Source organism: Microbacterium sp. MYb62, from assembly GCF_002979475.1.
Taxonomy (GTDB): Bacteria; Actinomycetota; Actinomycetes; order Actinomycetales; family Microbacteriaceae; genus Microbacterium.
The window spans coordinates 74255-100952 of the sequence record NZ_PCOY01000005.1 but is presented as its reverse complement, the minus strand read 5'-3'; the positions used below and the strand labels follow the sequence as shown (position 1 = coordinate 100952).

Sequence of the window (26698 nt, the reverse complement as noted above, 5' to 3'; positions counted from 1 at the left end):
TCGACGCCCGGCGGGGGTCAGGGGAGGCGGAACGGCGCGGCGGCGCGCGCGGCGGTGTCCGTCGCGAGGTCGGCGAGGATCCCGCCGACGCCCGGCGCGAACTTGAAGCCGTGCCCGGAGAACCCCGCTCCCACGACGATCCGTCCCCGACGGTCGAGCACGAACGTGCTGTCATCGGTCGACGTGTACGTGCAGCTGATCGGCACGGCGGATTCGGCGTCGAGGCCCGGCACCCACTCCCGGACATAGTCCGCCAGGGCTCGCTGATGCGTGGGCACGTGCGGGCGGGCGTCGGGGTCGATCTCGTCGCCGATGCGATGGAAGCCCACCTTGACCCCTTCGCCGGGCGTCGGCATGCCGTACACGGTCGCGGGGTGCGCGGCCGGATCCGCATAGTGGTTGAACGACGGCCAGGTCGCCTCGCCGAGCGGTCGGAAGTGCGCCGGCGTCTCCTCGGTGACGGTCAGCCGCGGCAGGCCGAAGCGCGCGAGGAGCTTCGAGGTCCAGGCGCCCGCCGTCACGACGACGGTGTCCGCGCGCATCCGACCGCCCTCGGCGAGGACGAGCACGACGCCGTCGGTGGCCTCCCCGATGTGGGCGACCGGCGTGCTCCAGCGCACCTCGCCGCCGCCGGTGACGATCCGCCGCTCCAGCTCCCGCAGCGTCTCGGCCGCACGCGCGACGCCGGCATCCGCCGACCACAGCACGTCGCTCTCGAAGCGCATGCCCGACCACCGCGCACGCGCGTCGGCGCGGGAGAGGATGTCGGACCGGATGCCATGGGCATCGAGTGCCTTCTGCACCGCGTCGAGATCGAGCCCTCCGTGGGTGGCGAGCCCGTGCAGCCGCAGGAGCGGTTCGCCGTCGACCTCTCCGAGCGCATCCCACCCGGCGCGAGCGCGCACGAGCAGGTCGAGGTAGTGCTCCTCGTCATAGGCGTTGTTGAAGTTGCGGGTCGCGCCGTGCGATGCGCCTTCGCGGTGGCCGCGCGCGAAGCGCTCCAGCACCACGGGTCGGAGGCCCCGTCTGGTCAGCTCCCACGCCGCCGCGAGGCCCATGACGCCGCCTCCCACGACCACGACATCCGCGGACTCCGTCTTCATGCTGCCTCCCGGGCTCGGATCCAGTCTCCCAGCACGGCGGCGTCCGACCGCCGGGTAGGCTGGTGGGGTGACCATGGAGATCGAGCTCGGCCGAGGAAAGCGCGCGCGTCGCGCGTACACGTTCGATGACATCGCGGTGGTGCCTTCCCGGCGCACGCGCAACCCGGAGGACGTGTCGACCGCGTGGACGATCGATGCCTTCGGCTTCGAGATCCCGGTGCTCGGAGCGCCGATGGACTCGGTCGTCAGCCCGCAGACGGCGATCATGCTCGGTCAGCTCGGCGGTCTCGGCGTGCTCGACCTCGAGGGTCTGTGGACGCGCTACGAGAACCCCGAGCCGCTGCTGGCGGAGATCGCGGGTCTCGACGACGCCCGGGCCACGGTGCGGATGCAGGAGCTGTACTCCGAGCCGATCAAGCCCGAGCTCATCACCAGCCGTCTCGCCGAGATCCGCGAGGCCGGCGTCACGGTCGCCGGGTCCCTGACCCCGCAGCGCACCCAGGAGTACTACGACACCGTCGCCGCCGCCGGCGTCGACCTGTTCGTGATCCGCGGCACCACGGTCTCTGCCGAGCACGTGTCGAGCGTCGCCGAGCCCCTCAACCTCAAGAAGTTCATCTACGACCTCGACGTCCCGGTCATCGTGGGCGGTGCGGCGACCTACACGGCAGCCCTCCACCTGATGCGCACGGGCGCCGCCGGTGTGCTCGTCGGCTTCGGCGGGGGAGCGGCGTCGACCACACGCGCGACCCTCGGCATCCACGCGCCGATGGCGACCGCGGTCTCCGACGTCGCCGCCGCACGACGCGACTACCTCGACGAGTCCGGCGGCCGCTACGTGCACGTGATCGCCGATGGCGGCGTCGGCACCTCCGGCGACATCGTCAAGGCTCTCGCGATGGGTGCCGACGCGGTCATGCTCGGCGTCGCACTCGCCCGTGCCACCGACGCACCCGGCCGCGGCTTCCACTGGGGCCCCGAGGCGCACCACCCGAAGCTGCCGCGCGGCCACCGCGTCGAGGTCGGCGGTATCGGCACGCTCGAGGAGATCCTCTACGGTCCTGCGCCCGTCGCAGACGGCACGGCGAACCTCATCGGCGCGCTGCGCAAGTCGATGGCGACCACGGGGTACTCCGATCTCAAGGAGTTCCAGCGGGTCGAGGTCGTGCTCGCGCCCTACGAGGCCTGAGGTCCTGCGCTCCACCGTGACCACTCCTGCACCGTTCCCCCCGACTCTCCGTGAGGTCATGCTCCGGGGACGCTGGATCGGGATGCTCCTGCTCTGCCTTCTCGTCGCCGGCGTCTTCGCCTGGCTCGGGCAGTGGCAGTTGGAGCGCGCGATCGAGACCGATCCGCCCGCCCCCGGCGCCACCGAGCAGGTGCAGCAGCTCGCGGAAGTCCTCGAGCCGGGGGAGTACCTTCCCGAGCCGCTCGTGGGACAGCGCGTCGAGACATCCGGCGCCTGGGTCCCCGAGGACTTCATCGTCGTGTCGAGTCGCTTCAACGACGATGTGCAGGGCTACTGGGTGACCGGTCAGCTGCGGGTCGATGAGCGTGTCTCGATCGCCGTCGCGATCGGCTGGGCGCCCGACCGGAAGACCGCCGACGCGGCGGTGAAGGAGCTCGAGTCGCGTGCCGACGGCTCCGAGGTCGCCGTCACCGGACGCATCATCTCGGATGAGGGTCCTCGGGTGCCGCCGCACTCCGATCCCGCCCAGCTGGATCGCATGTCGCCGGCCGCACTGCTCAGCCGCTGGCACGACATCGAGGAGCTCGACGTCTATCGCCCGTACCTGGCCTCGACGACCGCGACGGCCGGGCTGGTCGACATCTCGTCGCCCGCACCTGAGGAGATATCGCCGGTCAACTGGCTCAACGTCTTCTATGCGGTCGAGTGGGCGATCTTCGCCGGCTTCGCGTTCTATCTCTGGTACCGCCTGGCGAAGGACGCCTGGGAACGCGAGGTCGAGGAGTTCGAAGACGAGGCCGCGGCCGGAACGGTCTGACCGCACGCGCATCCGCGCGCGATTCCCTGCGCAATTGTGCGCCGTGCTGCCCCACTAGAGACCTTCGTCAGGGGTCGTTCCGGCCATCCGGTGAGCGCTGGATGACGAATCGGAAAACTCCGTTGAGGATGTCCGGACCGCTCCGTATGCTCGCACCATGTGAGCATGCTGGGAGTTTCCCCTGTGTGCCGTGACAGTCCTGAGCAGTGTCGAACCCGATCGAGGAGACAGCACCGATGATGTCCGCTCCAGATGGCGAGAGCCGCATGGCTCCCGTCTCACACCGTAGAAGTCGGGGGCGCATCGGCGCTCTCGCCGTGACCTGCGTCGCCGCGCTGAGCCTCGGCTCGCTGGCCGCCGTTCCCGCCGCAGCCGACACCACGGGTACGGGGGTGGTGATCAACGAGGCGTATCTCTCCGGCGGCAGTGCGGGAGCGGCGTTCAAGAACAAGTTCGTCGAGCTGTACAACCCCACCTCGGCCCCGATCACCCTCGACGGGATGTCGCTGCAGTATCGATCGGCGACCGGCTCCGCCGCCTTCAACGGCGTCGCTCCGCTCACCGGAGTCATCCCGGCCGGCGGCTATTACCTGGTGCAGGGCAACAGCAACGGGGCGAACGGCGCCGAGCTGCCCGCCCCGGATGCCGTCAGCACCCTGACCCCGAGCGGCACCAACGGCACGCTCGCGCTCGTCGAGGGCACGGCGGCGGTGACTCTCACCCCCGGCTCGGTCGTGGGCGTCGACGGTGTGGTCGACCTGCTCGGCTACGGCACCTCCAACACCTTCGAGGGCACCGCGGCCACCGCGCCGACGGGCAACACCGACGTCAAGTCGCTCAACCGCACCGGCGGCGTCGACACCGACGTCAACAGCGCCGACTTCACGCTCTCGCCCACGATCACCCCGCAGAACTCCGGCGAGACCGATCCGGGCACAGGTCCGGGCACGGATCCGACGAAGGCCACCATCGCCGAGGTCCAGGGCACGACCGACGTCTCCCCGCTGAACGGCCAGACCGTGCAGGTCGAGGGCGTCGTCACCGCCGACTACCGCACCGGCGGCTACAAGGGCATCGTCATCCAGACCCAGGGTTCCGGGGGCGCGACGGATGCGACTCCCGGTGCCTCGGACGGCGTGTTCGTGTTCCTGAACGCCCTGACCCCGACCCTCGCGATCGGCGACCTCGTCTCGGTGACGGGCTCCGTCAGCGAGTACTTCGGGCAGACGCAGATCAACCCGGCCGCGGCCGCCGATGTCGCGGTCGTCAGCGCCGGCGTCGGGGTTCCCGCCGTCACGCCGCTGCCCGCGACGGTGCAGGGCGCCGACCGTGAGCAGTTCGAGAACATGTACGTGGCTCCGGAGGGGACCTACCGTCTCGCCTCCAGCCACCAGCTGTTCAACTTCGGCACGCTGTGGCTGAACGCCGGTGACGCCCTCGCCGTGAAGAGCACCGAGACCACCCGTCCCGGCGACGAGGCGGCAGCGATCGCCGCGGCCAACCGCGCCAACCGCGTCCTGCTCGACGACGGCTGGTCCATCCAGGTGTCCAACAGCGGACACCCCGGTGAGCAGCCGTATTTCGCGAAGGACACGGTGGTCCGCAACGGCGACACCGTCGACTTCGGCGACAACGGCTATGTGCTGCAGTGGGGCTTCAACGACTGGCGTCTGCAGCCGGTCGTGCCGATCGACGACTCTTCGTCCGCCGACCTCAAGGTCGGTTTCACGGCGACGAACCCGCGCACCGAGAGCGCACCGGCCGTGGGTGGCGACGTCCAGGTCGCGTCCTTCAACGTCTACAACTACTTCACGACGCTGAAGAGCGAGAACTCCAACGCCCGGGGTGCGGCGAACGCGGCGCAGTTCGCGATCCAGAAGTCCAAGATCGTCGCGGCGATCAACGGTCTGGACGCCGACATCGTCTCGCTCATGGAGATCGAGAACTCGGTGAAGCTGGGCAAGCCCGTCGACACGGCCCTCAAGGATCTGGTCGCCGGGCTCAACGCCGATGCGGGCAGCGACGTGTGGGGCTACGTGCCCACGCCCGCCGCCCTGAACGACGCGGCGACGACCGACTTCATCACCAACGCGATCATCTACAAGAAGGATGCCGTCAAGCGTGTCGGCGACAGCATCACCGTCACCGACGAGACCGTGTGGGGCAACGCCCGCGAGCCGATCGCGCAGGCGTTCGACATCGACGGTCGCGTCGTCACGGTCGTGGCGAACCACCTGAAGTCGAAGTCGCCGCCCGAGGGCGCCGGCGCGGAGCCGGCCGACGGCCAGGGCTTCTTCAACGCCGACCGCGTGAAGCAGGCGAACGCGATCCTCGCCTTCACCGCTCAGCTCGAGGAGACGACCGGCAGCGGCGACATGCTGCTGATCGGCGACTTCAACGCCTACGGCAAGGAAGACCCGATCGACGTGTTCACGTCGAACGGGTGGAGCGACCTCGTCGCCGACAAGGCCTCCGGTCAGTACACGTACACGTTCGACGGCGAGCTCGGCTCGCTCGACCACGTGATCGCGTCGCCGTCGCTCGCCTCGTCGATCACGGGCGCCGGAGTGTGGGGCATCAACTCGCCCGAGTGGAGCGACCGCGGCTACGCGTTCGGCGCCACCGAGCAGGGAACGCCCTACCGCTCCAGCGACCACGACCCGATCATCGTCGGCGTCTCCTCGGAGATCCCCCCGGTGAGCATCGACGTGGTCACGGTGAACGACTTCCACGGTCGGATCGAGGCCGACGGCGCTGCCGCCGGTGCAGCGGTCCTGGCCGGTGCGGTCAAGCAGTTCCGCGAGGCGAACCCGAACACGATCTTCGCCGGTGCCGGCGACCTGATCGGCGCCTCGACGTTCACCTCGTTCATCAACGACGACAACCCGACGATCGACGCGCTCAACGCGGCCGGTCTGGATGTCAGCGCGGCGGGCAACCACGAGTTCGACCAGGGCTGGGAGGACCTTCGCGACCGCGTGCAGGGACGCGCGGACTGGGAGTACATCTCGTCGAACGTGTTCGTCACCGAGACCGGCGAGCCCGCGCTCGCCCCGGCCTGGGTGAAGGAACTCGACGGCGTGAAGGTCGGCTTCGTCGGTGCTGTCACCGAAGACCTCGACTCGCTCGTCTCGCCCGAGGGCATCAAGGACCTCGAAGTCCGCAGCATCGTCGACTCCGTGAACGCGGTGGCCGACGACCTGCGCGACGGCGACGAGTCCAACGGAGAGGCGGATGTCGTCATCCTGCTCGTGCACGAGGGCGCATCCAGCGTCGAGCTGTCGAGCATCACCCCGGATTCGCCCCTCGGCGAGATCGTCTACGGCGTCGATGACGACGTGGACGCCATCGTCTCGGCGCACACCCACCTCGCGTACAACCACGTGATCGACGGCCGTCCGGTCGTCTCGGCGGGGCAGTACGGCGAGAACCTGGGCCTGATGAACATCAAGGTCGACCCTGAGACGAAGGACCTGATCTCGATCACCAATGAGATCAAGCCCCTCACCGCTGCGGGCAAGCCGCTGTACCCGGCCGTCCCCGAGGTGGCCGACATCGTCGCCAAGGCGAAGGCCGAGGCCGATGTGCTCGGCGCGATCAAGGTCGGAGACATCACCGCCGACTTCAACCGGGCACGCCAGAGCGACGGGAAGACGGAGAACCGCGGTGGCGAGTCCACCATCGGCAACTTCGTCGCCGATGTGCAGAAGTGGTCCACGGGCGCCGATGTGGCGATCATGAACCCGGGTGGAATCCGTGCGAACCTCACGTACGCGTCGGCCGGAGCATCCGACCCCGACGGCAACGTCACCTACCGCGAGGCGGCGACGGTCCAGCCGTTCGCCAACACGCTGGTGACGCTGACGCTCACGGGTGCGCAGCTCAAGGGCGTGCTCGAGGAGCAGTGGCAGCCGGCAGGTTCGGCTCGTCCGTTCCTCAAGCTCGGTGTCTCGGAGGGGCTGGTCTACACCTACGACCCCGCCGCCGCACAGGGTTCGAGGATCACGTCGATCACGCTCAACGGCGCAGCGCTCGACCCCGCGGCGAACTACACGGTCGCGGCCAACTCGTTCCTCGCGGCGGGTGGGGACAACTTCTTCACCTTCAAGGAGGGCACGGGCAAGCGCGACACCGGCAAGATCGACCTGCAGTCGATGGTCGACTGGTTCGACGCGAACAAGACCGCGAGCCCCGATGCCGCCCAGCGTGCCGTCGGTGTGGCGGTCAGCCCCGCGGATGCCGACGGCTACAGCGCCGGCGACCAGGTGACCGTGTCGCTCTCCTCGCTGGCGTTCAGCGCGGGTGAGCCGGCTCCGGGAGAGGTGTCGTTGTCGCTCGGCGGCACGCAGCTCGCGGCCGGCGCGGTCGACCCGGCCGTCGTCGACACCACCGACGAGGGCGGGCGCGCCGCGCTGACCTTCACGGTTCCGTCGGGCGTCTTCGGCGAGCAGCTGCTCACCGTCGCCGTCGCGGGGACGGGGACGACCGTGCAGGTGCCGTTCACGATCGCCGGTGAAGAGGAGTTCGCGGGCACCATCGCCCTCGGCTCGTCCAAGGTGACCGCGGGCAAGAGCCTCAAGATCACCGGTGAAGGCTACGTGCCCGGCGAGACGGTGAGCATCGAACTGCGTCCGAAGAAGGGCAAGCCGGTTCCGGTCGGCACGGTCCAGGTGGGCGCCGACGGCACGTTCAGCACTTCGGTCACCGTGCCGAAGAGCGCGCCGTCGGGCAAGTACACCGTCGCGGCGTCGCAGGCCGATGGAGACGCGGCGACCGCCACCGTCACCGTCAACCGCGCCGGCGGCATTCTCGGCGCGATCCTCGACTGGCTCTGGGAACTCCTGACCCGGTGGTTCTGATCGGGGAAGAATGGTTCTGATCCGGTAGACGGATGACACAGGCGAAGGCCGTCGGGAGCGATCCCGGCGGCCTTCGTCGTCTCCTCTCCCGATTGTGTGTTTCAGGCCACATACCGAGAAGCGCGTTTAAACGCACAAAGCGAAGTGTTACTTTTACGACACAAAGGCGATAGTGTGTTTAAACACACAGCAGGAGGAGTCATGGAGAGTCAGCCATTCCACTCGGCGAGACAGCTCGGGGCCGTCATGAGAACCGCGCGTCTGCGCCAAGGCTGGAGTCAGACGGAGCTCGCTGAGCGGGCCGGCGTCGACAGGCCCTGGCTGGTGAAGTTGGAGACCGGGCGCCTCGACAACCCGACGCTTCGCCGAGTTCTGCAGGTGGTGGAGTCTCTCGGACTGCAACTGAACGTTCAGGAGCCCGTAAAAGGCGATTCCTCGTTCGATTTGAGTGCGTTGTGGGGCGAGGGGGAGGGCGGACGATGAACGCCGGACCCTCTGCTCAGGGCGATCTGGTCGCGTTCGTCGACGGTCAGCGCGCCGGCCTGTTCTCTCAGAACGCGCGTGGCGCGATCAGCTTCACATACGACAACGATCTGTCGCCCGTGGCGACGCCGCTCTCGATTTCGATGCCCCTCGTGGCCGGCGCGGATTACGGCAACCGGACAGCACGACCGTTCCTGCAAGGGCTGCTGAGTGACAACCCCGCCACTCTGGAAGCCATCGCTGCTGCGCACCACACGAGTCCCCGGAACCCGATGGGTCTCCTCCGACACATCGGACGCGATACGGCCGGTGCGCTCCAGCTGTTGCCTCCGGGCGAAGCGTCCGACGATGCTGCGGCGCGCACGGGTGACGTGCATTTCATCGACGACCTCGGCGAACTCGTTGCGTCCGTGGTTGATTCCGCGGGCGATTGGTCCGAGAGGTACGACGAGTTCCGCTGGAGTCTCGCCGGTGCGCAACCGAAGCTCGCGCTGTACCGCTCAGACGACGGCCAATGGGGTGTTCCGCGCGATTCGACGCCGACCACCCATATCCTCAAGCCCGCAGCACGTGGTGGCCGTCACGACGTCAACGAGTTCCTGACCATGAGAGCCGGTCGTCGTCTGGGGCTGCGGGTCGCCGACCACGGGCTCATGGTCACGGACCGCGGCGACTTCGTCTTCGTTGCGAAGCGCTATGACCGCGTCCAAGCCGGTGATCGGCTCCACCGGCTCCATCAGGAGGATTTTGCGCAGGCGCTCAGCGTCGACCCCGCGCTTAAGTACCAATCCGACGGCGGCCCCGGGCTGGAGGAGTTCGCTCGCGTGGTGCGGGCGTTCGCGCCGTCCGAGCAGCGGCGCGCGGCGAACGAGCTGTTCGAATCGCTCGTCTTCACCTGCGCCGCGGCGAACACCGACGCGCATCCCAAGAACTACTCTGTCATCCACTCTGGAACGCAGATGAGGTTGGCGCCCCTCTACGACCTCGGAAGCAATGCGCTCTACAGAGGAGATCAGCCGATGCCCTCCGCGGTGTCCATCGGGGGGGAGCGCGTGATGGCACGCATCGGGATGACGCACTGGTTGAAAGCGGCCAAAACGCTCGGAGTCGATGCGCAGACGGCACGGGATGTCGTCGAACGTATCCGAGGCGGGGTCGCCGCCGCCTTCGTGGCCGCGCGCGCCGACCTCCTCGCGGACGACGACGGCCTGACGTACGCCGATCGGCTCGTAGAGGCTGTCGAGGAGCGCGCTCGCCATCACGGGTGGTGAACGCGACGTCTCAGGCGCTCACCGCGACCGGACCCCACACGAAGCCGTCGGGGTCGACGGCCGCACCCAGCACACCGTTGACCGTGATCCGGTGCGACCCGGAACCGTCCGCCGGCACACCCGCGTCCTTCGCGAGCGAGGCGTGGCGGTACAGGCCGAGTCCGATCGGGCTCGCTCCCGTGTCGAACTGCACGTAGCTGCGCCCGAAGCTCTTGCCCACCGGGATGCCGCGGTCGGCGTAGAAGGTCTTCGATGCGACGACGTCATCCACGCCGAGCAGGAGGACGATCTCGTCGACCGCGCGACTCGGGGGAGCGGTGTCCTTCTTCGCCGACGTGGCGACCTTCCAGATCGCGCCGTCCGGTGCCTGGATCGTGCCGCCGACGCCCCAGAGCGACTTCGACGCGGGCTTGATCACGGTGGCGCCCGCGGCGACAGCCGCATCGACGAGGGCGTGCACGTTCGCCGGCTGCGAGACGACGAGGGAGAGGGTGTACCCGCGGAAGCCGGAGGTGTCGGCTTCCGCGGCGCGGAACCGCAGGCGATCGCCGAGGTCGAAAGCCTGCGCGTAGAAGGAGCGGGCGGCGTCCACATCGGGGACGTCGAGGGTGAGGGAATCGATGGTGGTGTTCATGACGACGACGCTACGAGGGCGGCTTCGAGCCTGCTTCTCGATTCCTGACCGATGCCTCCGCGGCCGGATTCGACACGAATTTCCGGCGGCTAGACTGGACGCATGCCCGAACCGAAAGTCGCCAGCTTTCCGGCGATCCGCGGTGCGCTGAAGTTCTACCAGATCGCGTCGATCATCACAGGAGTCATGCTGCTCCTGCTGCTGACCGAGATGGTGCTGAAGTACACGCCGATCCACCTCGAGCTCTTCATGGGAGGCTCCGGGGGACCGCTCTGGTTCGCCGGCGTGCTGGCCGGCCCCGACTGCCAGTGGTGGTCGCTCTTCGCCCCGATGACCAACTCCTGCGAGATGACCTCGCTGGGCGACGGGTTCAACCTCTCGCTGTTCATCCTGGTGGCGCACGGCTGGTTCTACGTCGTCTACCTCTTCGCGTGCTTCCGTATGTGGAGCCTGATGCGCTGGCGCTTCCCGCGGTTCATCCTGCTCGCACTCGGCGGCGTCGTGCCGCTGCTGTCGTTCTTCATGGAGGCGGTCGTCGCCCGTGAAGTCAAGACCTATCTCGCCACCAGAGAGGCCGCCGAGGCCTCCGCCCCCGCCCCGGAAGGTGTCCGTTGACCGAACAGTCCGAGACCCAGCAGCGTCCTGCGCTCGTCGTCGACTTCGGCGCGCAGTACGCGCAGCTGATCGCCCGTCGCGTCCGCGAAGCGGGCGTGTACAGCGAGATCGTGCCCCACACGGCCACGGCGGCGGAGATCGCCGCCAAGAACCCGGTGGCCATCATCCTCTCCGGCGGTCCCTCGTCGGTGTACGAGGAGGGTGCCCCGAAGCTCGACCCCGCGGTCTTCGACCTCGGTGTTCCGACCCTCGGCATCTGCTACGGCTTCCAGTACATGGCACAGACGCTCGGCGGCGAGGTCGCCAACACCGGCCTGCGCGAGTACGGCGCGACGGATGCCGTCATCACGGGCGACGGCGGCACGCTGCTCGGCGGCCAGCCCGCGCAGCAGAACGTCTGGATGAGCCACGGCGACCAGGTCGCCACGGCACCGGAGGGCTTCGACGTGCTCGCGACGACGGATGCGACCAAGGTCGCGGCGTTCGCGAACGAGGAGCGCGGCTTCTACGGCGTGCAGTGGCACCCCGAGGTCAAGCACTCCGACCACGGCCAGCGCGTGCTGGAGAACTTCCTGCACAAGGGCGCGGGCCTCGCTTCCGACTGGAACAGCGGCAACGTGATCGCGGAGCAGATCGAGCGCATCCGCGAGCAGGTGGGCGACGCCCGCGTCATCTCCGCTCTCTCCGGCGGCGTCGACTCCGCGGTCTCCACCGCTCTCGTGCACAAGGCGATCGGCGATCAGCTGACCGCCGTCTTCGTCGACCACGGCCTGCTCCGCAAGGGCGAGCGCGAGCAGGTCGAGAACGACTACGTCGAGTCCACGGGTGTGCGTCTGATCACGGTCGACGCGGCAGAGACCTTCCTCGGTCACCTCGAGGGTGTGACCGACCCGGAGGAGAAGCGCAAGATCATCGGCCGCGAGTTCATCCGCGCGTTCGAGAAGGTGCAGCTCGACCTCGTCGCAGAGGCCAAGGCCTCGGGCGGCGCTCCGGTGAAGTTCCTCGTACAGGGCACGCTCTACCCCGACGTCGTCGAGTCCGGCGGCGGTGCGGGCACCGCGAACATCAAGTCGCACCACAACGTGGGCGGCCTTCCCGACGACCTCGACTTCGAGCTGATCGAGCCGCTGCGCGCGCTGTTCAAGGACGAGGTGCGCGCGATCGGTCGCGAGCTCGGCATTCCCGAGGCGATCGTCGGACGCCAGCCGTTTCCGGGGCCCGGTCTCGGCATCCGGATCATCGGTGAGGTCACCGCTGACCGTCTCGAGATTCTGCGTGAGGCCGACGCCATCGCCCGCGAGGAGCTGACGAAGGCGGGCCTCGACCAGGAGATCTGGCAGTGCCCCGTCGTGCTGCTGGCCGATGTGCGCTCGGTGGGCGTGCAGGGCGACGGTCGCACCTACGGCCATCCGATCGTGCTGCGTCCGGTGTCGAGTGAAGACGCCATGACGGCCGATTGGACGCGTCTGCCGTACGACGTGCTCTCGAAGATCTCGAACCGCATCACGAACGGTGTCCGCGACGTCAACCGCGTCGTCCTCGACGTCACGTCGAAGCCGCCGGGAACGATCGAGTGGGAGTAGGGAGCGCGATGCTCCCCGATACGGCGCCGGTTCTCCCCGACGCCGAGTACGTGGTGCTGTCCAGCCGGCTGATCCCGGGGATGGACGGTGGCTACACGATCGCGACGCTCACGCGTGCCCGACAGCTCGCCGCCGCTGGTGTGGCCGACGGCGCGGGCCCGCAGCTGCTCACGTTCGACCCGGGCACCGCGGCCGATCACGCTGCGCACCGACAGACCTTCGTCGAACAGGGTGCACTCGTCGACCCGTCGCGGATGCGCAACCTCTTCGATGAGGCCGTGGCTCCCGACGGGGGAGCGGCCGACTGGCTGCGTGCTGCCGCTGACGCTGCGGTCAGCCCTGATCCCGACGTCGAGTACCGCGTGCTGGCGGATGCCGAGGGGCGGCCGTTCGCGGCGCTCCCGGTGATCCCGGGGAACCCGGACTGGCACCTGACCGAAGAGCCCGTCCTCGTCTACGACGCCGCGGGTGCGGTGGCGGGAGCGCTGCACGGGTTCCGCGGGCTGTACCGGGCCTGGCTCGAGCAGGTGGCGGCCGCGTTCGGCGATCGCCTCATCGTCGTGATCTGCGAGTCCCGGCAGCTCGGCGAGCTCATCGCCGACTGGTCCGATCCGCGCGTGCGCATCCTGCACCCGATCCACACCATGCACGTCGAGGCGCCGTACACCCCGGATGCTCCGATGAACACGCTCTGGACGCGCTGGTTCCGTCTGACCGACCGTTTCGATGCGGTGATCTGGCCCACCACCACGCAGCGCGACGACGTGGTGGCGCGGTTCGGGGAGTCGGCACGACACGTGGTGGTGCCGAATCCGATCGCCCCGATGACGGGCCAAGACGACCTGCGCGAAGACGGTCTCGTCGTGGTGCTCGGTCGCCTCGCCCCGGGAAAGCGCATCGATCAGGCCATCCGCGCTTTCCTCGCCGCGGACGTGCCAGGCACTCGCATGGAGATCTGGGGCGGTGGGCCGGAAGAAGACCGACTGCGCGCACTGATCGACGAGCTCGGCGCCGGTGATCGGGTGCTGCTCGCCGGGTACACCGATTCTCCCGGCACCGTGCTGGACCGCGCATCCCTCATCGTCACGGCCACTGCCTACGAGGGGCAGCCGCTGTCGATCGTCGAAGCTCTCCTGCACGGGGCGCCCGTCGTGTCGTACGACGCCCGCTACGGCATCCGTGACGTGCTGGAACAGGGCGGTGGCGTGCTGGTGCCCAGCGGTGATGTCGATGCGCTGGGCGCGGCGATCCGTGCTCTGCTGACCGACCCCGACCGGCTCGCGGCTCTGAGCGCCGAGGCGCCGTCGGTCGCCGCGGCCTGGAGCCCCCAGCGGTCGCTCGACGCCCTCACCGCCGTGATCGCCTCTGTCGCCGGGCGTCCGTCCCGTCGCGCGGAGTGAGCGGCACCACGGCGAGCCTCGAGAAGTGAATTCCGCCGCATCCGTCCTCGACCTGATCATCGCGGGGATCGACGAGGAGAACCTGAACGCCTACGGCGTGCATGTGCTGATCGGCGACGAGGCGGCGCAGCATCGCTGGCGCAGCGACGATCGAGTGAACGTGTACTCGGTCTCCAAGGGCGTGAGTGCGCTCGCGGCGGGGATCGCCGTGGACGAGGGGCTGCTGTCCTTGGAGACGCGGGTCGCGGAGACGCTGCCGACGTTGCGGCTCGGCCAGGGGGTCGAGAGCGTGACACTGCGGCACCTGCTCACGATGACGAGCGGCATCGACTTCGAATGGTTCGGCACCCAGGAGGTTCCGTGGCCCGACCTCGCCCAGGAGATGCTGCGTCGGCCGACTCGGGCTCCCGGTGCGGTCTTCCAGTACTCCGATGCGAGCACCTACGTCGCGATGCGGATGCTCGGAGCGCTCGTCGGCGACGTGCGCGACTGGCTCCTCCCGCGGCTGTTCGATCCCCTCGGCATCCATGACCCGCAGTGGCACCGGTGCCCGCGTGGCTGGATCATCGGCGGCAGCGGGCTCGAGCTGAGGACCGAAGAGCTCGCGCGCATCGGCCGGGTCCTTCGCGATCGGGGAAGCTGGCGTGGGCAGCAGCTGGTGAGCGGAAGCTGGATCGACGGCATGCATGCGGCCGGGGCCCGCGCGGGCGGGGGCGGAGACTCGTGGCGCTACGGGATCGCCACCTGGAGCGGTCCGGGCGAGGGGTGGCGCCTCGACGGACTGTACGGCCAGTACGTCTACGTGGCGGAGAAGCACGGGGCGGTCGTCACGATCACCGCGAAGGAAGAGAGCCGCGACCATCGCCTCGTCGAGATCGCGGCGGACGCGATCTCCGAACGCGCCCCCCGACGCACCTGACGCTCACGGATCACCCCCCCCGCGTCGTTGTCGCTTCTGCGTGCCCGGAGCGACAGGACGTGCGACCGGAAGCGCGAGCTCGCGCAGCTCGAGAGCGTCGTGGCGCGCATCGCGGGCCGCTGCGAGAAACTTCTTCAGAGAAATTCCGGGATGATGTCGATCCGTACCGTTCCCGTTCGACGTCAGAGATGAGAGGGTCGAGAGACGGCCCACGAACAAGGAGAACATCATGAAGTTCATGCTCATCATGCGCGCGACCGACGAGGCCGTCGAGGCATACAAGGACATGCCTTTCGAGCAGGTCATCGAAGCCATGGGCAAGTACAACGAGTCGATGATCAAGGCGGGCGTGCTGGTCGCGGGCGAGGGCCTGACCGACGCGGCCGAGGGCTTCGTCGTCGATTTCAGCACCGAGAAGCCGCTCGTCACGGACGGCCCCTACGGTGAGACCAAGGAGCTCTTCAACGGCTTCTGGATCGTCGAGGTCCCGACCCGCGAAGAAGCCGCGGAGTGGGCGAGCCGTGCCCCCCTCGGCCCGGGTTCCTTCCTCGAAGTGCGTCGCGTCACCGGCGTGGAGGACTTCCCCGCCGACAACGAGTGGATCGAGAAGGAAGCGGGCTGGCGCGAGGACGCCGCTCAGCGCGCGCAGCAGTGATGGCTGCGTTCCCACACGACGGCACGGCGCCCTCCGCACCCGACACCGGGTCTGCGGAGCGCGCCGTCGCCGCGGTGTGGCGCATCGAGTCCGCACGCATCGTCGGCGCCCTCACCCGGATGGTCGGTGACTTCGGGCTGGCGGAGGATCTGGCACAGGAGGCGCTGGTGGATGCGCTGCGGCAGTGGCCCGTCGACGGCGTTCCTCGCAACGCGGCGGCGTGGCTCACCGCCGTCGCGAAGCGCAAGGCGATCGACCGATGGCGTCGGCAGGAGCGGCTGGACGAGCGGGTCGCCCTGCTCGCTCACGACCTGGAGCGGGAGCAGGCCGGCGGAGGGGACCTTCTGTGGGACCCGGATGCGGTCGACGACGACGTGCTGCGTCTGATCTTCATCGCGTGCCATCCGGTGCTCTCGAAGGAGGCGCAGGTGGCGCTGACGCTGCGGGTGGTCGGGGGTCTGTCGAGCGAGGAGATCGCCCGCGCCTTCCTCGTGCCGACGGCGACCGTGCAGCAGCGGATCGTACGGGCGAAGAAGACGCTCGCCGCGGCGAACGCCCCCTTCGATGTGCCGCCCCGCGAGGAGCGCTCCCCGCGCATCGGGGCGATCCTCGGGGTGCTGTATCTGATCTTCAACGAGGCCCATGCCGCCAGCAGCGGGCCCGAGTGGATGCGACCGGAGCTGAGCGACGAGGCCATCCGCCTCGGTCGGGTGCTCGCCGCGCTGATGCCGCAGGAGCCCGAGGTGCATGGTCTGCTGGCGCTGATGGAGCTGACGGCCGCGCGGTTCGCCGCGCGGGTGGATCGGCACGGCGAACCGGTGCTGCTGGCCGATCAGGATCGTCGGCGCTGGGACCGCGGGCGCATCGCACGCGGCCGTGCGTCCCTGGCCACCGCTGATACCCTCGGCCGTGGCCGCGGGGCGCACTGCCTGCAGGCGGCGATCGCCGAATGCCACGCGGTGGCGGCATCCGTCGACGAGACGGACTGGGATCGGATCGTGCTGCTCTACGAGGCGCTCGGACGCCTCTCCCCGTCTCCCGTGGTCGAGCTCAACCGTGCGGCTGCCGTCGCGATGGCGACGGGCCCGGCATCCGCTCTGCGCATCATCGATCAGCTGTCGAGTTCGGGCGTGCTGCGCGGTTACCACCTGTTGCCGGCGACACGCGGTGAGCTGCTGCGTCGGCTCGGGCGTGAGGAGGAGGCCCGGAGCGAGTTCGTCGTGGCCGCCGGCCTCGCCGGCAACGACCGCGAGCGGACGCTGTTGGAGCGGAAGTCGCGCGGGGAAGAGAAATGACCCGCCCCCTTCGGATGCACGAGGCAGCCGAAGAGGACGGGCATCGGGCGACGCGCTGAGCGTCTGATTCGCCGGTGTCAGTCGTTGACCTTCTGGCCGCGACCGGCGATCAGGCCGTAGATCAGCAGAACGACGATGGAACCGGCGATGGCGAGGAGCCAGGTGCCCAGGTCCCAGAACTCGGTGAGCGGACGGTTGAGGATCAGACTGCCGAGCCAGCCGCCGAGCAGGGCGCCGACGACTCCGAGCAGCAGCGTGATGAACCATCCTCCGCCCTGCTTGCCGGGCAGGATCAGCTTGGCGATGGCTCCGGCGATGAGGCCGAGAAGAAGAAAGCCGAGAAAACTCATGGTCAGCTCCTGTGGATCGGGAGCCCCAGGGTGCCGGGGCTTCGTGACCACCACACTGCCGACATCGCGAGCCGAGCGCCAACCCCTTGCGCGCACACCCCCGGGTATGCCACGAGGCCCGCCTCCGGGGGGAGACGGGCCTCGTGAAGCGCAGCTGTCAGTTGTTGCCGCGTGCGATCGCGATGATGCGCAGGATCTCGACGTAGAGCCAGACGACCGTGACCATGATGCCGAAAGCGCCGAGCCAGCCGTACTTGCGGGGAGCGCCGTTGCGGACGCCCTGCTGGATCTGGTCGAAGTCGAGCACCAGCGAGTAGGCCGCCATGATCACGACGAGCACACCGATGATGAGGCCGAGCGGGATGCCGAAGACCGGCTGGCTCAGCATGCCGAACGCGTTCGTGTTGACGCCGGTCCACATCAGGACGACGTTCAGCAGCGAGAAGACCAGGTAGCCGACCATCGCGATCATGAAGATCTTGGTCGCCTTCTTGGAGGCGCGGATCTTGCCGCTCGCGAAGAGGGCCAGGGTCACGCCGACGACCGAGACGGTCGCGAGCGTCGCCTGGAAGACGATGCCGGGCCAGCGGACCTCGAAGAACGCGGAGATGCCACCGATGAAGAGGCCCTCGAACACCGCGTAGGCGAAGATCAGCGCGGGGCGGACCTTCTTGCGCGAGGTGAACATGACGGCCATGGCGAGCACGAAGCCGCCGAGCGCGCCGATGATCCACGGCAGCATGCTGACGGCGGGCGGGTTGTACGGGTCGTAGCGAGGGACATCGAGGCCGCCCAGCGTCCACACCCAGCCGATCGCGGCGGTGACGAGCAGGATGGCGAACAGGCCGGCGGTCTTCCAGACCGTGTCCTCGACCGACATGCGGTCGGTCTCGATGGCACCGGCAGGAGGGGCGGCGTACATGCCCTCGAGCTGTGCGTTGGCCGCGGCGTCCATCGCCCCGTGCTGGAGCGAGGCGTTCTGCGCGCCCTGGGCAGCCTGAGGTCCGCCCGGGTACGTCGCGACGTTGCGCGGGTCCTGCTGCTGGAAAGCAGGGTTGTTGAAAGCGAAGTTGCTCATTGGTGGGCCTCACTCCAAAGGGGGGTAGTAGGTCTCTTCCCTCCACGATACCCGGGAGGGCACGCACCCGGGGTGTTCTACGCTGAGAGCGTGCCCAGGAAATCTCCCCTCGTCATCGGGCACCGCGGTGCGCCCGGCTATCGTCCGGAGCACAGTCGCTCCTCCTACGAGCTCGCGCTCGCGATGGGGGTGGATGCGGTCGAACCCGATGTCGTCGCCACGAAGGACGGCGTCCTCATCGTGCGGCATGAGAACGAGATCTCGGGCACGACCGACGTCGCCGAGCACCCGGAGTTCGCCGAGCGCAAGACGACCAAGCGCGTCGACGGGCAGGCACTGACGGGGTGGTTCAGTGAGGACTTCACCTGGGCCGAGCTGTCGACCCTGCGCATCCGCGAGCGGCTGCCGGAGGTGCGGGCGTCGAGCGCGAGCTTCGACGGCGCGCAGCAGATCCTGCGTCTGCGCGACGTGCTCGACATCGTGCGCGAAGGGGCGGCGGAGCACGGCCGGGAGATCGGCGTGGTGCTCGAGGTCAAGCACGCCACCTACTTCGCGAGCATCGGTCTCGATCTCGCGCCCCTCATCGACCGCGAGCTGCGCGAGACGGGGTGGGCCGAGGGAGAGCTGCCCCTGATCGTCGAGTGCTTCGAGTCGACGGTTCTCGGCCAGCTGCGCGAGCGCGGGATCGCCGCCTCGTACATCTATCTGATCGAAGCGTCGGGCCGGCCCTACGACCGTCTGGTCGTCGAGGGCAAGCAGGCGCTCAGCTACAAGGCGACGGTCACCCCGCAGGGCCTCGACGGCCTCGTCGGCCGGGTGGACGGCATCAGCGTGAGCAAGAGGATGCTGCTCGAGCGCGGCAACACGATCGTCGCCGACGCCCATGCCCGCGGGTTGCAGGTGTTCACCTGGACCTGTCGGCCGGAGAACGCGTTTCTCGCGCCGGAGTTCCGGGGGCCGGGCGGGCGCGGTGCGTACGGCGACTACGAAGCGGAGTGGAGCGTCATCGCGCGTCAGGGCATCGACGGCGTGTTCGTCGATCACCCCGACCTGGGCGTCGCCTTCTTCCGCTCCTGACCCGAGCCGTCAGTGCGTCGACGGAGGAACGGCCGGGTTCAGAGCGGGCCGAGCACGGTCCGCACATCGCCGTCGAGCGTCAGCGCGCGCAGCGGGGTGAGGATCTCGCGCTCCTCGAATCGGAAGTGCGACTCCATGATCGCGGCGATCCCGTCGACGTGCCGCCCGATCGATGCCGCGTCGTCTCCGCGCTCGGCCGCGGTGCGCAGCGAGGCCAGGAGGTGGGCGAGCATCGAGTGGTCCTGCATGAGCTTGCCGATGATCCCACCGAGCTCGGGATGCTCCGCGCGCAGAGCCGGGAACAGCGCGTGGTCCTCGGCCCGGTGGTGGCCGTCCAGCGCCGCGCAGAAGCCGATGCAGTAGAGCACGAGTTCGGACGCGGCATCCGGAGTGCCCTCTCCCGTGGCGAGGGCCTCACGGGTGGCGGCGAGGGCCGCGCGCAGGCGGGAGTGTGCCGTACGCAGCTCCTGATCCCAGGCGATCAGGCGGGCGGCATCCATCCGCTCAGTGTAGGCGGAGGTGCGTTCAGACGGGCCGGTCGAACGCGCCCCGACGAGTGGAGACGATCTCCTTGCCGAGCGGCATCAGCGAGATGGGCACCATCTTGAAGTCGGCGATGCCCATCGGGATGCCGATGATCGTGATGCACAGCAGGATGCCGGAGACGATGTGCCCGATCGCGAGCCACCATCCGGCGAGGACCACCCACAGCACGTTGCCGAGGAACGAGCCGACACCGGCCGTCGGCTTGCTGATGACCTCGCGGCCGAACGGCCAGATCGCGTAGGCGGCGATGCGGAACGAGGCGATCGCCCAGGGGATCGTGATGATCGGGATGCACAGCAGGATGCCGGCCAGGACGTACCCGAGGAAGAGAGCCCAGCCGGCCAGGATGACCCAGATGATGTTGAGGATCGTGCGCATGGGGAGATTGTGTCATCCGCGGATCTGCAACGGCCGGGAGTCACGCGACCGGTCGCCCGGCGTCGATCAGGGCGACGGGGGGAACGTGAACTCCGTGTCCCAGAGCGCAGCGACCTCACCCGTGCTCATGCCGGGGACGAGATGCACGGGGCGGCGCACCTTGCCACCGGGGCGCGCAGCGGGATCGGGGGAGAGGAGGGCCTCCACCGTGACGCTGCCGAGCCGATCGAGCTCGGGGTCGATCGACGTGAGGGAGTGGTCGGGGCTGCCGCTGTACTTGGTCCAGTGGTCGTATCCGATCAGTGCGACGTCCTCGGGTACGCGGATTCCCGCGCGTTCGAAGGCGCGGGAGATCCCGATCGCGATGTAGTCGTTCCCGCAGAAGATCGCATCCACCTCGACGCCGCGTTCGATGATGTCGAGGGCGGCGTGATAGCCCCAGGGGGTCGTCCAGTCGCCGTGCATCACCGGGGCGACGAAGTCCATGCCGTGCTCATCGAGCACGTGGCGGGCCCCGGCGAGGCGATCGCGCACCGAACCGGAGTAGTCCATCGCCGTCACGTGCATGATGCGACGTGCTCCGCGCGAGATCAGGTGGCGCATGGCGATCTCGCCCGCCTGGATGTCGTCGGGCAGGAAGCTGGTGTCGCGCGGATCGTCGGAGACGCCGTAGGCGTGGACGACGGGGACGGTGAACGCGTCGGTGACCGACGGCAGCGGCACGTCGGTGCCGTCACCCACGACGATCACCCCGTCCACGCGCCGTGCCTGCAGCGTGCGCACGTTCTGCGCCCGGCAGTCCGCGTCTTCGCCGTCGTCGTACACGAGCACCGCGACGTCTCTCCTGCTCAGCTCGCCGACGATGCCCGTGATCACCGGCGTCGAGAAGTTGCCCGTGGCCTTCTGGGCGAGCACGCCCACCACGAAGCTCTTGCCCAGCGCGAGCGACAACGCGAGCGAGTTGGGACGGAAGTCCAGGGCTTCCGCGGCATCCCACACCCGTTTGCGCGTCGCCTCCGAGACCGTGCCACCGCCGTTGAGCACGCGCGAGGCGGTGGGGACGGACACTCCGGACAGCGCCGCGACGTCCTTCAACGTCACGGGGCGAGATCGGTTCATGTCGGACATGCTCCTCCCGGAAGGTCAGCGCTCAATGATCGAACCTACAGCGAGTTCGTCCAGCCAATCGGCGTAGTCGATCGACGCGGCCGCCGATGCCTCCTTCAACTGCGTCTCGATCCGCTCCCTGGCCACCGCCTGGGCGGCGATCCGGCGTTCGGCCTCGTCGACGGGCGCCGGTTCGCCGGTGAGTTCGACAGCAGCCGCGTCCAGGGCGAGCGGGTCGGCGAGGAGCGCGTCGATCAGGGGCAGCTCCGCGGCGGTGGCGAACTCGGCCTGCTCGATCGCGTCGAAGTCCTCGTAGGACAGCTCGAGGGGGCCGTAGACGACCTCGCCCGCATCGGCACGTCCGCGTCGCTGCTCGTTGTGAAGATCCCAGCGGGTGAGCGAGGATTCGAGGGTCGCGTCCGGGATGGCGCCGAGCCGGACGCCGAGGGTCCTGCGCACGATCTCGTCGGCGCACGCGACCGCACCGCGCTCGCGGAGGACATCGAGGGCTGGGCGTCCCTCCACGGTCGCGGCGTCGAGGTCGTTCCCCTGGCCGACGTCCTCGGCATCGAGGAGGACGCCGGCGAGCTCCTCCCGCAGACACGACGTGTACTCGTCGAGAGAGACGGGCGTGCCGTCGACGTGGAGTGCCGCGGTGTCTCCCGTGGGCAGGCTGCGCGCCTGCTCCGGCGGCGTGCAGGCGGCCAGCGAGAGGGCTGTCGCGAAAGCGAGGATCATGCCCGCTGCGCGCGCTCGGGAGCCTGCGACCGGAGTCGTCGACGGGGCCATGGTCAGCTCTCCGCGCGGGCCCCGGCCGCGGCTTCCTCATCCCGGAACCGCACGCGGACCACGGGGACCGCCGTATCCGGACGGTGGTCCCCGAGCGGCACCGTCAGCAGACCGCGCGGGTTCTCCTCGCGGGCGTGCGCCGGATCGACGGTCGCCGACCACGCGAGGCGCTCGCCCGTCGAGAGGAGGGTGACCTCCTCGATGGTGCGGACAGGGAGTCCCCGGACGGTGAGCTCGCCGTCCGGCCAGCCGAAGAGGTGCAGATAGACGGCGTCGCCCGTGCGCGTGGACGGTCCGTAGTGCTGCCAGGCCGCGAGTCCGGGGCCTGCGCCGATCACGCTCTCACGATGCGCGGCCATCCAGTCCGCGATGTCGTCGAGGATGGCGCCTTCCTGCGGGACGACGGCACCGTCCGCATCCGGGCCCACGTTCAACAGGAGCGCGCCTCCACCGGCGACACTCTCGATCAGGGTGCGGATGAGCGCTGCGGACGTCTTGTACTCGAGGTCGTCCGGGACGTATCCCCAGGTGGTGTTCATCGTGACGCACGCCTCCCAGGGGCCCGACATCAGGTCGGCGGGGGCGGACTGCTCGGGAGTGACGTAGTCGCCGACGCCGGGGAGTCGGTCGTTGATCACGATCTCGGGCTGGAGTGAGCGGATGTGCTTCTCGAGCTCGATGCTGCGCCACTCCTCGGCCGTGCGCTCCCAGCCTCCGTCGAACCACAGCAGGTCGATGCGGCCGTAGTCGGTCAACAGCTCGTCGAGCTCCTGGCGCATTCCGGCGAGGTAGCGATCCCAGCTCTCCGGCGACGAGCGCGGGTAGTCGTCGAATGCGTACGGGGCGAACTCCGGGCGCCATGCGGGATAGTCCGGATCCGCCCAGTCCGACAGCGAGTAGTACAGGCCGATCCGCAGGCCGGCAGCGCGGAAGGCGTCCACGTACTCGCGCACCAGGTCGCGCCCTGCGCGTCCGAACGGCGACGATGCGATCGACAGATCGGTGGCCCTGCTGGGCCACGCCGCCCACCCCGAGTGATGCTTGGTGGTGAACACCGCGTACCGCATCCCGGCGCGGCGTGCGCGCTCGGCGAGTTCGACCGGGTCCCAGGCCTGCGGGTCGAATTCGTCGGCGTGGGCGTAGTAGTCGGGCGGGGTCACCGTCCGCGGCCCCGTGCCGCTGTCCGAGAGCAGGCCGACGAGGGGCCAGGACAGGTCGAGGCCGAGCTGACTGGCCTGGTCGAAGTGGATGAACATCCCGAAGCTCGCCGAGTCGAACCATGATCGCCCCTCGGTCGTGGTGGGGATGAGGTCCTGGTCGTTCATGGTGCTGTCTCTCCAAGCAGTGGGGCGGGGCCGGCTTGACAAGCGCGGCGGATTGATATTAGCTTCATCCCGAGCGTTAGGCAACCGGTTACCTACCCGAGTGAAGCAACCGATTGCTCTTCGGTCCCGAACACCTCGCAATTTCACAACATCCTTTGAAGGAGCCTTCGATGAGGAAGCACACACGCGCCCGAATGATGACCGCCGGAGCAACCGGCGTCCTCGCCTCCCTGGTGCTGGCCGGATGCGGCGCCGCCGAGCCGACCACCAACGAGGACGGCCAGACCGTCCTCACGGTCTACGGATGGAAGGGGACGGAGGGCGAACCCGCCAACGTCGCCGAGATCAACGCGGCCTTCGAGAAGGCGCACCCCGAGATCGAGCTCGTCTTCGAGGCGCTGCCCGCCAACGAGCCGTACTCGCAGCGCGTGCAGCCGGAGCTCCTGGCCGGCGACTCGGCCGACGTGGTCATGGTCGACAGCAACCTCCTGGCCAACTGGGGCGAGTCGGGCTACCTCGCCGATCTCTCCGATCGCGCGTGGGCCGACACCATCACCGACTCGCTCCGACCGTTCGCCGAGCACGACGGCGAACTGCTCGCGATGCCGATGGAAGCGGTGGGCGTGGGCATGTTCGCCAACACGCAGCTGCTCCAAGAGGTCGGCATCACCGAGACTCCCGGCGACTGGCCCGCCTTCCTCGACGCCCTGCAGGCCCTTCAGGACGCCGGTCACACTCCGATCGCCCTGCCCAACCGCAACGGATGGACCGGTTCGGTCGCGTTCCTCGGCGCCGGCGCATCCGTGGTCCCGGAGAGCTGGGACGCCGAGTTCTTCGCGGGCGATGCCACGTTCGAGGACTGGCGGCCCGCCGTCGAGCAGCTGGTGGAGCTCGGCGAGCTCGGCTACGTCGACTGGCGCACCGAGCTCGGCGTCGACGAGTGGTCGGACGGCCTGAACCAGTACACGCAGGGCGACATCGGCTTCTGGGTGCAGGGATCCTGGAACCTGGCGCCGGTGCGCGAGGCCGGAGTGCCGACCGAGTTCGTCGCCTGGCCGGGTGCCGCAGCGGGGGAGACCTCCAACGGCCTGGTCTTCGCCGGGACGATGTGGGCGATGAACGCCGCCACCGAGGTCGAGGATGCGGCGCAGAAGTACATCGACTTCTGGGCCCAGCCCGAGAACCTGAAGCCCTTCCTCGAGGCCGAGAGCGCGGTCTCGCCGTTCGTCGGCGGGGAGACGCCCGCGAACGAGGACACCGCCGGGTTCGTGGCGGCCTACGAGGCCGGCGACGCGCGCTTCATGCAGACGAACACCTGGATGGCCGGAGACGTGCAGACGCAGATCGGTTCGCGGCTGCAGGCGCTCTTCCTCGGAGACATCACCGTGGACGAGCTCCTCGACGAGCTCGACTCCATCGCGCACACCGAGTAGCAGGAGCCGGGTGCGGCGGCGCTCGCCGCCGCACCCGCACCATCCAGGAGCACCATGATCACCAAACGTCCCGTCGTCGCGGCCGGATTCCTGCTTCCGTCGATCGTCATCTACGGCCTGCTGCTGCTCTACCCGCTGTTCAGCGGGCTGTGGTTGAGCCTCACCGACAGTCGCGGCGGTCCCCGCTCCGACTTCGTGGGTGCCGAGCAGTACGTCCGCATGGCCTCCGACAGCGAGGTATGGCGAGCGCTGGGAGTCACACTCGCCTACGCGCTGATCGTCGTCGTGCTGCAGAACCTGCTCGGACTGCTCTTCGCCAGAGCGCTGTACCACCGGCCCCGCATCCGCAAGGTCGTGAGCGTGCTGATCATGCTGCCGACCCTGGTGGCCCCGGTGATGGCGTCGCTGATCTTCTCCGCCATCTACGCGCCGGACGGTGCCCTGAACTCGCTGCTGCGCGCCCTCGGGCTCGACGCCTTCACGCGCATCTGGCTGGGTGACCCGCAGACCGCGCTGTGGGCCATCGCCCTCGTGAACATCTGGATGTTCGCCGGCTACTCCGCGGCGATCTTCCTCGCCGGTTACCTGGCTCTCCCCGGCGATGTGCTCGAGGCCGCAGATCTCGACGGCGCGAGCGGATGGCGACGGTTCCGCGCGATCGAATGGCCGCTGCTCGCTCCCGCCCTCACCGTGAACATCACCCTCGCGCTCATCGGTTCGCTCAAGGTCTTCGAGTTCCCGCTCATCATGACCAACGGCGGCCCGGCGGGCGCGACCACCACGCTGACCATGCTCATCTACCGCAAGGTCTTCGGCAACGCCGGAGAGTTCGCCTACGGAATCACGATCGCGGTGCTGCTCCTCGTGGTGGTCGTCGTCTGCTCCACCGCCGTGACCGCGATCCTGCGACGGCGTGAAGAAGGAATGGGGATCTGACGTGACCACCGCAACCATGGGCGCGCCGCGATCCGCGTCGCGCATCGGCCGTCTGATCGGCGACGTCGTCCTCTGGATCGGCGTGGGACTGCTCCTGCTGCCGTTCGCCTTCGCGGTGCTGACCGCGCTGCGCCCCGCCGCAGACGTCGCGGCTGATCCGCTCGGGTTCCCCACCACGCTGACGTTCGAGAACGTGGTGATCGCGTTCAACGAGATCGACTACGGACGCAGCCTGCTCAACACGCTCCTCATCGTCGGCGGCACGATCGTCGGCACCGTCGTCGCCGGAGCCATGGCGAGCTACCCGCTCAGCCGGATCGGACGCGCGTGGAGCACGGGGGTGTACCGCCTGTTCCTGGTGGGCACCTCGATCCCGATCTACGTGCTCATCGCACCGCTGTACCTGCTGATGCGCGATCTGCAGCTGCTGAACACCCACCTCGGCGTCATCCTCATCTACATCGCGCTCAACCTGCCGATCGCGGTCTTCTTCTACACCAGCTTCATGCGGCAGGTGCCGGTCGAGCTCGAGGAGGCGGCATCGCTGGACGGGGCCGGACCACTCCGCGTGTTCTTCCGCATCGTGCTGCCGCTGCTCACACCCGTGACGGCGACGCTCGCGACCTACCTCACCCTCGCGGTGTGGAACGACCTGATCGTGCCGCTGGTGTTCCTGCCCGGCGCCGAGAACCGCACGATCATGGCATCCGCCTACGCCCAGCTCGACCCGAACATCATCGAGCCCACGACGCTGTTCCCCGCGGCGCTGCTGGGCGTGCTCCCGCTGATCCTGGTCTTCTCGTTCCTGCAGCGATACGTCGTCGCGGGGATGTCGGCGGGAGCCGTGAAGTCCTGA

Annotated in this window: 24 protein-coding genes; 15 read left to right on the top strand and 9 right to left on the bottom strand. The window is 68.9% G+C overall.

Annotated features, from left to right (window positions below; all coding sequences use genetic code 11):
• Nucleotides 1–17: 17 nt before the first annotated feature.
• The gene (locus tag CQ042_RS07765; protein ID WP_105669910.1) at nucleotides 18–1103 is read right to left on the bottom strand and encodes an FAD-dependent oxidoreductase; all 1086 of its coding nucleotides are present in this window, start codon (nucleotides 1101–1103) and stop codon (nucleotides 18–20) included.
• 73 nt (nucleotides 1104–1176) lie between these two features.
• On the opposite strand from CQ042_RS07765, the gene CQ042_RS07760 reads away from it, so the two are divergent.
• From CQ042_RS07760 to CQ042_RS07740, 5 genes are all read left to right on the top strand, one after another.
• On the top strand, nucleotides 1177–2292 hold the full coding sequence (locus CQ042_RS07760; protein ID WP_105669909.1) for a GuaB3 family IMP dehydrogenase-related protein: 1116 nt from the start codon (nucleotides 1177–1179) through the stop codon (nucleotides 2290–2292).
• 58 nt (nucleotides 2293–2350) lie between these two features.
• The gene (locus CQ042_RS07755; RefSeq protein WP_105669908.1) at nucleotides 2351–3109 is read left to right on the top strand and encodes an SURF1 family protein; all 759 of its coding nucleotides are present in this window, start codon (nucleotides 2351–2353) and stop codon (nucleotides 3107–3109) included.
• A 266-nt stretch (nucleotides 3110–3375) separates the two neighbouring features.
• Entirely contained in the window at nucleotides 3376–7968 is a 4593-nt protein-coding gene (locus CQ042_RS07750) for an ExeM/NucH family extracellular endonuclease (RefSeq protein ID WP_258132130.1), read from the top strand.
• Between the two features lie 201 nt (nucleotides 7969–8169).
• Nucleotides 8170–8451 carry a helix-turn-helix domain-containing protein gene (locus tag CQ042_RS20820; RefSeq protein WP_105669907.1) on the top strand — a complete coding sequence of 94 codons (282 nt, stop codon included), beginning with the start codon at nucleotides 8170–8172 and terminating at the stop codon, nucleotides 8449–8451.
• A complete protein-coding gene (locus CQ042_RS07740) occupies nucleotides 8448–9722 on the top strand; it encodes a HipA domain-containing protein (protein ID WP_105669906.1) in 1275 nt (424 codons plus the stop codon). Before CQ042_RS20820 ends, CQ042_RS07740 begins: the two co-directional genes overlap by 4 nt.
• Before the next feature lie 10 nt (nucleotides 9723–9732).
• On the opposite strand, the gene CQ042_RS07735 is transcribed toward CQ042_RS07740, so the two are convergent.
• On the bottom strand, nucleotides 9733–10356 hold the full coding sequence (locus CQ042_RS07735) for a glyoxalase (protein ID WP_105669905.1): 624 nt from the start codon (nucleotides 10354–10356) through the stop codon (nucleotides 9733–9735).
• A gap of 102 nt (nucleotides 10357–10458) precedes the next feature.
• Here CQ042_RS07735 and CQ042_RS07730 point away from each other — a divergent pair, with 102 nt between their 5' ends.
• The 6 genes from CQ042_RS07730 (at nucleotide 10459) to CQ042_RS07700 (ending at nucleotide 16823) form a co-directional block, all read left to right on the top strand.
• Nucleotides 10459–10971 carry a DUF3817 domain-containing protein gene (locus CQ042_RS07730; protein ID WP_021198891.1) on the top strand — a complete coding sequence of 171 codons (513 nt, stop codon included), beginning with the start codon at nucleotides 10459–10461 and terminating at the stop codon, nucleotides 10969–10971.
• A complete protein-coding gene (guaA, locus tag CQ042_RS07725) occupies nucleotides 10968–12554 on the top strand; it encodes a glutamine-hydrolyzing GMP synthase (RefSeq protein ID WP_105669904.1) in 1587 nt (528 codons plus the stop codon). The genes CQ042_RS07730 and guaA overlap by 4 nt, the downstream gene beginning before the upstream one ends.
• Before the next feature lie 8 nt (nucleotides 12555–12562).
• Complete coding sequence (locus tag CQ042_RS07720) at nucleotides 12563–13954, top strand: glycosyltransferase (protein ID WP_105669903.1); 1392 nt, start codon at nucleotides 12563–12565, stop codon at nucleotides 13952–13954.
• A gap of 25 nt (nucleotides 13955–13979) precedes the next feature.
• Nucleotides 13980–14873 (top strand): serine hydrolase, encoded by an 894-nt coding sequence (locus CQ042_RS07715; RefSeq protein ID WP_105669902.1) that lies wholly within the window; start codon nucleotides 13980–13982, stop codon nucleotides 14871–14873.
• A gap of 229 nt (nucleotides 14874–15102) precedes the next feature.
• Nucleotides 15103–15528, top strand: a complete 426-nt coding sequence (locus tag CQ042_RS07705; protein ID WP_105669900.1) for a YciI family protein — start codon at nucleotides 15103–15105, stop codon at nucleotides 15526–15528.
• On the top strand, nucleotides 15528–16823 hold the full coding sequence (locus CQ042_RS07700; protein ID WP_105669899.1) for an RNA polymerase sigma factor: 1296 nt from the start codon (nucleotides 15528–15530) through the stop codon (nucleotides 16821–16823). The genes CQ042_RS07705 and CQ042_RS07700 overlap by 1 nt, the downstream gene beginning before the upstream one ends.
• Before the next feature lie 77 nt (nucleotides 16824–16900).
• On the opposite strand, the gene CQ042_RS07695 is transcribed toward CQ042_RS07700, so the two are convergent.
• Nucleotides 16901–17173: a GlsB/YeaQ/YmgE family stress response membrane protein gene (locus CQ042_RS07695; RefSeq protein ID WP_028502343.1), complete on the bottom strand. Its 273-nt coding sequence runs from the start codon at nucleotides 17171–17173 to the stop codon at nucleotides 16901–16903.
• A 157-nt stretch (nucleotides 17174–17330) separates the two neighbouring features.
• The gene (locus CQ042_RS07690) at nucleotides 17331–18251 is read right to left on the bottom strand and encodes a Bax inhibitor-1/YccA family protein (protein WP_105669898.1); all 921 of its coding nucleotides are present in this window, start codon (nucleotides 18249–18251) and stop codon (nucleotides 17331–17333) included.
• 90 nt (nucleotides 18252–18341) lie between these two features.
• Between CQ042_RS07690 and CQ042_RS07685 the strand changes: the two genes are divergently transcribed.
• Nucleotides 18342–19328 (top strand): glycerophosphodiester phosphodiesterase family protein, encoded by a 987-nt coding sequence (locus CQ042_RS07685; RefSeq protein ID WP_105670014.1) that lies wholly within the window; start codon nucleotides 18342–18344, stop codon nucleotides 19326–19328.
• A gap of 38 nt (nucleotides 19329–19366) precedes the next feature.
• Here the strand turns inward: CQ042_RS07685 and CQ042_RS07680 are convergent, their stop codons facing one another.
• The 5 genes from CQ042_RS07680 to CQ042_RS07660 all read right to left on the bottom strand — a co-directional run bounded on the left by CQ042_RS07680 (nucleotide 19367) and on the right by CQ042_RS07660 (nucleotide 23473).
• Entirely contained in the window at nucleotides 19367–19828 is a 462-nt protein-coding gene (locus CQ042_RS07680) for a hemerythrin domain-containing protein (RefSeq protein WP_105669897.1), read from the bottom strand.
• A gap of 25 nt (nucleotides 19829–19853) precedes the next feature.
• Nucleotides 19854–20252, bottom strand: a complete 399-nt coding sequence (locus CQ042_RS07675; protein WP_105669896.1) for a YccF domain-containing protein — start codon at nucleotides 20250–20252, stop codon at nucleotides 19854–19856.
• Between the two features lie 66 nt (nucleotides 20253–20318).
• On the bottom strand, nucleotides 20319–21371 hold the full coding sequence (locus CQ042_RS07670; protein ID WP_181157493.1) for a LacI family DNA-binding transcriptional regulator: 1053 nt from the start codon (nucleotides 21369–21371) through the stop codon (nucleotides 20319–20321).
• 24 nt (nucleotides 21372–21395) lie between these two features.
• On the bottom strand, nucleotides 21396–22148 hold the full coding sequence (locus tag CQ042_RS07665) for a hypothetical protein (protein ID WP_105669894.1): 753 nt from the start codon (nucleotides 22146–22148) through the stop codon (nucleotides 21396–21398).
• 2 nt (nucleotides 22149–22150) lie between these two features.
• Nucleotides 22151–23473, bottom strand: coding sequence for an alpha-L-fucosidase (locus CQ042_RS07660; RefSeq protein ID WP_105669893.1), 1323 nt, complete (start codon nucleotides 23471–23473; stop codon nucleotides 22151–22153).
• Between the two features lie 170 nt (nucleotides 23474–23643).
• Between CQ042_RS07660 and CQ042_RS07655 the strand changes: the two genes are divergently transcribed.
• The 3 genes from CQ042_RS07655 to CQ042_RS07645 are packed head-to-tail and all read left to right on the top strand — an operon-like array spanning nucleotide 23644 to nucleotide 26698.
• A complete protein-coding gene (locus CQ042_RS07655) occupies nucleotides 23644–24906 on the top strand; it encodes an ABC transporter substrate-binding protein (RefSeq protein ID WP_105669892.1) in 1263 nt (420 codons plus the stop codon).
• 54 nt (nucleotides 24907–24960) lie between these two features.
• The gene (locus tag CQ042_RS07650) at nucleotides 24961–25842 is read left to right on the top strand and encodes a carbohydrate ABC transporter permease (RefSeq protein WP_105669891.1); all 882 of its coding nucleotides are present in this window, start codon (nucleotides 24961–24963) and stop codon (nucleotides 25840–25842) included.
• A 1-nt stretch (nucleotide 25843) separates the two neighbouring features.
• Nucleotides 25844–26698 carry a carbohydrate ABC transporter permease gene (locus CQ042_RS07645; protein WP_219844831.1) on the top strand — a complete coding sequence of 285 codons (855 nt, stop codon included), beginning with the start codon at nucleotides 25844–25846 and terminating at the stop codon, nucleotides 26696–26698.

Bases quoted from the DNA above. Each gene is read 5' to 3' on its own strand.
- CQ042_RS07765 (WP_105669910.1), bottom strand. From the start codon at position 1,103: ATGAAGACGGAGTCCGCGGATGTCGTGGTCGTGGGAGGCGGCGTCATG.
- CQ042_RS07760 (WP_105669909.1), top strand. From the start codon at position 1,177: ATGGAGATCGAGCTCGGCCGAGGAAAGCGCGCGCGTCGCGCGTACACG.
- CQ042_RS07755 (WP_105669908.1), top strand. From the start codon at position 2,351: ATGCTCCGGGGACGCTGGATCGGGATGCTCCTGCTCTGCCTTCTCGTC.
- CQ042_RS07750 (WP_258132130.1), top strand. From the start codon at position 3,376: ATGGCTCCCGTCTCACACCGTAGAAGTCGGGGGCGCATCGGCGCTCTC.
- CQ042_RS20820 (WP_105669907.1), top strand. From the start codon at position 8,170: ATGGAGAGTCAGCCATTCCACTCGGCGAGACAGCTCGGGGCCGTCATG.
- CQ042_RS07740 (WP_105669906.1), top strand. From the start codon at position 8,448: ATGAACGCCGGACCCTCTGCTCAGGGCGATCTGGTCGCGTTCGTCGAC.
- CQ042_RS07735 (WP_105669905.1), bottom strand. From the start codon at position 10,356: ATGAACACCACCATCGATTCCCTCACCCTCGACGTCCCCGATGTGGAC.
- CQ042_RS07730 (WP_021198891.1), top strand. From the start codon at position 10,459: ATGCCCGAACCGAAAGTCGCCAGCTTTCCGGCGATCCGCGGTGCGCTG.
- CQ042_RS07720 (WP_105669903.1), top strand. From the start codon at position 12,563: ATGCTCCCCGATACGGCGCCGGTTCTCCCCGACGCCGAGTACGTGGTG.
- CQ042_RS07705 (WP_105669900.1), top strand. From the start codon at position 15,103: ATGAAGTTCATGCTCATCATGCGCGCGACCGACGAGGCCGTCGAGGCA.
- CQ042_RS07700 (WP_105669899.1), top strand. From the start codon at position 15,528: ATGGCTGCGTTCCCACACGACGGCACGGCGCCCTCCGCACCCGACACC.
- CQ042_RS07695 (WP_028502343.1), bottom strand. From the start codon at position 17,173: ATGAGTTTTCTCGGCTTTCTTCTTCTCGGCCTCATCGCCGGAGCCATC.
- CQ042_RS07690 (WP_105669898.1), bottom strand. From the start codon at position 18,251: ATGAGCAACTTCGCTTTCAACAACCCTGCTTTCCAGCAGCAGGACCCG.
- CQ042_RS07680 (WP_105669897.1), bottom strand. From the start codon at position 19,828: ATGGATGCCGCCCGCCTGATCGCCTGGGATCAGGAGCTGCGTACGGCA.
- CQ042_RS07675 (WP_105669896.1), bottom strand. From the start codon at position 20,252: ATGCGCACGATCCTCAACATCATCTGGGTCATCCTGGCCGGCTGGGCT.
- CQ042_RS07670 (WP_181157493.1), bottom strand. From the start codon at position 21,371: ATGAACCGATCTCGCCCCGTGACGTTGAAGGACGTCGCGGCGCTGTCC.
- CQ042_RS07665 (WP_105669894.1), bottom strand. From the start codon at position 22,148: ATGGCCCCGTCGACGACTCCGGTCGCAGGCTCCCGAGCGCGCGCAGCG.
- CQ042_RS07660 (WP_105669893.1), bottom strand. From the start codon at position 23,473: ATGAACGACCAGGACCTCATCCCCACCACGACCGAGGGGCGATCATGG.
- CQ042_RS07655 (WP_105669892.1), top strand. From the start codon at position 23,644: ATGAGGAAGCACACACGCGCCCGAATGATGACCGCCGGAGCAACCGGC.
- CQ042_RS07650 (WP_105669891.1), top strand. From the start codon at position 24,961: ATGATCACCAAACGTCCCGTCGTCGCGGCCGGATTCCTGCTTCCGTCG.